At 75.4% G+C, this 4,908-nt stretch carries 4 protein-coding genes and 1 pseudogene; 4 read left to right on the top strand and 1 reads right to left on the bottom strand.

The features are described from left to right. Together AB0G13_RS34020 and cobI are read left to right on the top strand one after the other, a co-directional pair. A pseudogene (locus AB0G13_RS34020) lies at positions 1-616 on the top strand (cobyrinic acid a,c-diamide synthase); the annotation flags it as partial. A 44-nt stretch (positions 617-660) separates the two neighbouring features. Continuing rightward, positions 661-1,428, top strand: coding sequence for a precorrin-2 C(20)-methyltransferase (gene cobI / locus AB0G13_RS34015; RefSeq protein WP_357883609.1), 768 nt, complete (start codon positions 661-663; stop codon positions 1,426-1,428). A gap of 11 nt (positions 1,429-1,439) precedes the next feature. On the opposite strand, the gene AB0G13_RS34010 is transcribed toward cobI, so the two are convergent. Then, positions 1,440-2,678, bottom strand: a complete 1,239-nt coding sequence (locus tag AB0G13_RS34010; RefSeq protein ID WP_357883606.1) for a transposase — start codon at positions 2,676-2,678, stop codon at positions 1,440-1,442. Between the two features lie 63 nt (positions 2,679-2,741). Between AB0G13_RS34010 and cobM the strand changes: the two genes are divergently transcribed. After that, complete coding sequence (gene cobM / locus AB0G13_RS34005; protein ID WP_357883603.1) at positions 2,742-3,620, top strand: precorrin-4 C(11)-methyltransferase; 879 nt, start codon at positions 2,742-2,744, stop codon at positions 3,618-3,620. Beyond that, positions 3,620-4,765, top strand: coding sequence for a cobalt-precorrin-5B (C(1))-methyltransferase (locus AB0G13_RS34000; RefSeq protein WP_357883600.1), 1,146 nt, complete (start codon positions 3,620-3,622; stop codon positions 4,763-4,765). The genes cobM and AB0G13_RS34000 overlap by 1 nt, the downstream gene beginning before the upstream one ends. Positions 4,766-4,908 lie beyond the last annotated feature (143 nt).

Genomic DNA, 4,908 nt, shown 5'->3' with positions numbered 1-4,908 from the left:
GGACGCCGCCGTCGGCGGACCCGCCGGCGCCGAGCGCCCCGTGGTCGCGGTCGCGGGCGGGCCGGCCTTCACCTTCTCCTACGCCGAGACCGCCGAACTGCTCGCCGCGGCCGGCGCCACGGTGGCCCCCTTCGACCCGCTGCACGACCCCGCCCTGCCCGCCGGCACCCGCGCGGTGGTCGTCGGCGGCGGCTTCCCCGAGGCGTACGCGCCGCAGCTCGCCGGGAACGCCACGCTCCGCGCCGAGCTGGCCGACTTCGACGGCCCGGTCGTCGCCGAGTGCGCCGGCCTGCTCTACCTCGGTCGGCACCTCGACGGGGTGCCCATGTGCGGCCGGCTCGACCTCACCGCCCGGATGTCCGACCGGCTGACCCTCGGCTACCGCGACGCCGTCGCCGTCACCGGCTCCCCGCTGCACCGCCCCGGCGACCCGGTACGCGGCCACGAGTTCCACCGCACCGTCACCGACCCCGGGCACGGCGAGCGGCCGGCGTGGCGCTGGGACGGTGCCGAGCACGGCTTCGTCGCCGGCCGCGTGCACGCCTCCTACCTGCACACGCACTGGGCCGGTCACCCGCAGGCCGCCCGCCGCCTGGTCGAGGCGGCGAGCCGGTGACCGCGCACGAGGGCCACGACGCGCCGGGCGGGCCGGACGACGGCGTGCCGGGGGCCGGCGACGGTGCCGCGACGCTGACCGGGATCGGCGTCGGTCCCGGCGACCCCGAGCTGCTCACCCTGCGGGCGGCCCGGTTGCTGGCCGAGGCCGACGTGGTGTTCGTACCCGTGCTGGACCGGCTCGCCGCGGACGGCGCCGCGCCCCCGGGCCGGGCCGAGACCACCGTCTGCGCGCACGTCGCGCCGGACCGGCTGCGCCGGCTGCCGTTCGCCCTCGACGACCGGGGCGGGGTGACCGCCCGCCGGGAACGCGCCTGGGACGACGCCGCGCGGGCGGTGGTCGACGCGGTCGACGGGGGCGCCCGCGCGGTCGTCTTCGCCACCATCGGCGACCCGAACGTCTACTCCACCTTCGGCTACCTGGCGCAGGGCGTCCGCGCCCTGCGCCCGGCGGTCGAGGTGCGCACGGTCCCCGGGATCACCGCCATGCAGGACCTCGCGGCGCGCAGCGGCGTGCCGCTCTGCGAGGGCCGGGAGCCGCTCACCCTGCTGCCGGCCACCGCCGGGCTGGCCCTCTTCGCCGACGCGCTCGCCGGCCCGGGCACCGTCGTGGCCTACAAGGGCTGGCGGCGGCACGCCGAACTGGTCGCCGAGCTGCGCCGCCAGGGCCGCCTCGGCGACGCCGTGTTGGGCCGGGGCCTCGGGCTGCCCGGCGAGCGGATCGGCCCGGTCGCCGACGCGGCCGACGACCTGCCGTACCTGTCGACGCTGCTCGTCCCGGCCCGCCGGGACCGTAGGGGAGGAAAACTTTGACATCCCCCCGCCTAAAGGCCGGGGATTCCCACCCTCGCGGGTTGGGGTTCCTGGTTCATCGCAGACCGCACGGAAGGGGGTCCTTCGTGTCTGACGTCCGCTCCGCAGGCGTTTTGCGTCTCGACCAGCCCGGCCGCGACGGCGATGTTCTTGGCGGCGTTGACGTCCCGGTCATGCCGGGTGCCGCAACCCGGACACACCCAATGTCGTGTGCCGAGGGAAAGCGTGGCGAGCAGGTGCCCGCACTCCGAGCAGGTTTTCGACGACGGGTACCAGCGGTCCACGACGGTGAGGGTGCGGCCGTCGCGGTGCGCCTTGTAGGCGAGCAGGGTACGGAACTCGGCCCAGCCGGTACGACAGATCGCCTTGGACAGGGACCGGTTGCGGACCATGTTCGCCACCGTCAGGTCCTCCACGGCGATGGCGGCGAACCGGCGGACCAGGGCGGTGGACTGCTGGTGGAGGAAGTCCCGGCGGGCGTCGCGAACCCGCGAGTGCGCCCGCGCGACCTTCCGTTTGGCTTTGGCGCGGTTAGCGGAGCCCTTCTGCCGGCGGGCCATCATCCGCTGATACCGCTTGAGTCGGCGTTCGCGCCGTTCCATGTGCCTGGGGTGGGGGATGCGCTCGCCGGTGGACAACACCGCGAAGTCACTCAGACCGAGGTCCACACCCACCACCCCACCCGCCGGTTCGGGTGCGGCGGGTGTCGCGATGTCGACGGCGAAGGTCAGGAACCAGCGGCCGTCTGGGTCACGCGACACCGTCACCATCGTCGGGTCCAGCCCCGCCGGGTCGATGTCCGGCCAGGACCACACGAACCGCAGCACACCCGGAATCTTCCCCAGCGACAGGTTCCCGCCGCGCAGCCGGAACGCCGACCTGGTGAAACTGGCGGACTGGCGGCCGTGCCGCGACTTGTAGCGCGGGTACCGGGCCCGCTTGGCGAAGAACGCGGTCATGGCGGTGTGCTGGTGCCGCAGGGTCTGCTGCAGCGGTACCGACGACACCTCACCCAGAAACGCCAGGTCGGGCTGCTTCTTCATCTCCGTCAACGCTCGATCCGTCTCCGCGTAGGAAGTGGATCTCCGTTCGGTGTGCCAGCGGGCGTGACGGGCGGCGAGAGTGCGGTTCCACACCACCCGGATGTAGCCGAATGTGCGGTTAAGCACCGCCGCCTGCTTCGGGGTCGGGTACGCCCGACACCTGTACGCCGTCCGCACAGGACCAGTCTTACCAGAAAGGACAGTCATGGTTGACGACGCGTCCGCCATTCCTCCCCGCTCTGAAGGACGGGGCATCCTGGCGGTGATCCGGTGACCACCGCACCGATCGCGGACCGCGCTGGAGACGGCGGGCCGACCAGCACGGGCAAGGTGTGGTTCGTCGGGGCCGGCCCCGGCGCGGCGGACCTGCTGACCCTGCGCGCCGCCCGGGTGATCGGCGCGGCCGACGTGGTGGTCTGGGCCGCCAGCCTGGTGCACGCCGACGTGCTCGCCCACGCCCGCGGTGACGCGGAGATCGTCGACTCGTCGCGGCTGCCGATCGAGGGCGTGCTGCCGCTCTACCAGCGGGCCGCCGCCGACGGGCTGACCGTGGCGCGGATCCACTCCGGCGACCCGGCGCTGTGGGGCGCGGTGCAGGAGCAGCTCGACCTGTGCCGGGCGCTCGGCCTGGCCGTGGAGATCGTCCCCGGCGTCTCGTCGTTCACCGCCGTCGCGGCGATCGTCGGCCGGGAACTCACCATCCCCGAGGTCGCCCAGTCGGTGATCCTCACCCGGCTGGAGGGCGGGAAGACCCCGATGCCGCCGGGGGAGCGGGTCCGCGAGTTCGCCCGGCACGGCACCACCATGGCGCTGTTCCTCTCCGCCGCCCGTTCCGGCCAGGCGCAGGCCGAGCTGCTGGCCGGCGGGTACCCGGCCGACACCCCGGTCGTGGTGGCGTACCAGGCGACCTGGCCCGACGAGCTGGTGGTGCGGTGCGCGCTCGGCGACCTGGAGGCCACCGTCAAGGAGCACAAGCTCTGGAAGCACACCCTCTTCCTGGTCGGCCCGGCGCTCGCCGCCGCCGGCACCCGCTCGCACCTCTACCACCCCGGGCACTTCCACACCTTCCGGCGGGCCGAGCCGGCCGCCCGCGCCGACCTGCGCCGCGCCCGCGCGGGCGGCGGGACACCGGGGGACGGGCGCGCCTGATGACGTACGCCGAGCCGCCGCTGCGCGAGCCGGACCTGCCGCGTACGGCGAAGGTCCGGCCCACCGCGCTGCGCACCGGGTGGACCACCGGCGCCTGCGCGACGGCGGCGACCAAGGCGGCACTGACCGCCCTGGTCACCGGCGTGCCGCAGCGGGAGGTGGAGATCGGGCTGCCCGCCGGACGGCGGGTCAGCTTCCCGGTGGCCCGCTGCGAGGTCGACGGCCGCTCGTGGGCGGAGGCGGTGGTGGTCAAGGACGCCGGCGACGACCCGGACGTCACGCACGGCGCCGAGCTGACCGCCACCGTCAGCTGGCGGGACGCGCCCGGGCTGCGCCTCGACGGCGGGCTGGGCGTCGGCACGGTCACCCGGCCCGGCCTCGGCCTGCCCGTCGGCGGTCCGGCCATCAACGAGACCCCGCGCCGCATGATCGGCCAGGCCGTCGCCGAGGTCGTCGACCTGAGCGAGGTGGGCGTCCGGGTGGTGGTCAGCGTGCCGCGCGGCGAGATCATGGCCCGCAAGACCACCAACCGTCGGCTCGGCATCCTCGGCGGCATCTCCATCCTCGGCACCACCGGCGTCGTCCGCCCGTTCTCCACCGCCTCCTGGCGGGCCAGCGTGGTGCAGGCGGTGCACGTGATGGCCGCCCAGGGGGAGCGGACCGTGGTGCTCTGCACCGGCGGGCGTACCGAGCGGGCCGCCCGCGCGCTGCTGCCGGAGCTGCCCGAGGTGTGCTTCGTGGAGGTCGGCGACTTCACCGGCGCGGCCGTCACCGCCGCCGTGGGCGACGGGATGACCGGCGTTGTCTTCGTCGGGATGGCCGGCAAGCTCGCCAAGCTCGCGGCCGGCATCCTGATGACCCACTACACCCGGTCCAAGGTGGACCTGTCGCTGCTCGGGGCGGTCACCGCCGAGGCGGGCGGCGACGCCGAGCTGGTGGCGGCGGTCACCGCGGCGAACACCGGGCGGCACGCGTACGAGCTGTGGGAGGCCGCCGGGCTGCTCGGCCCCGCCGGCGACCTGCTCTGCCAGCGGGTGCGGCAGGTGCTGCTCCGGTTCGCCGGCACCGCCGTCACCGTCGACGTCGCCATGGTCGACTTCGCCGGGGACCGGGTGGTCGCCTCCTCGGGCCGGTGGGCGGCGTGACCGGCGGCCAGCCGGCCGCGGGCGCCGGGCCGGCGGTGACCGTGGTGGGGATCGACGCGGCGGGCGGACCGGCGCACCCCGCCGCCGCGCCCGTGCTCGCCGGGGCCCGGCTGGTGGTCGGCGCGGCCCGGCACCTGGCCGCC

Origin of the sequence: Micromonospora sp. NPDC023633 (assembly GCF_040640035.1) — a bacterium.
Taxonomy (GTDB): domain Bacteria; phylum Actinomycetota; class Actinomycetes; order Mycobacteriales; family Micromonosporaceae; genus Micromonospora.
Note: the sequence above shows the minus strand (reverse complement) of the source record. Positions and strands in the feature narration are given on the sequence as shown.

Coding starts and splice junctions, on each gene's coding strand:
- AB0G13_RS34010 (WP_357883606.1), bottom strand. CDS start 2,678: ATGACTGTCCTTTCTGGTAAGACTGGTCCTGTGCGGACGGCGTACAGG.
- AB0G13_RS34000 (WP_357883600.1), top strand. CDS start 3,620: ATGACGTACGCCGAGCCGCCGCTGCGCGAGCCGGACCTGCCGCGTACG.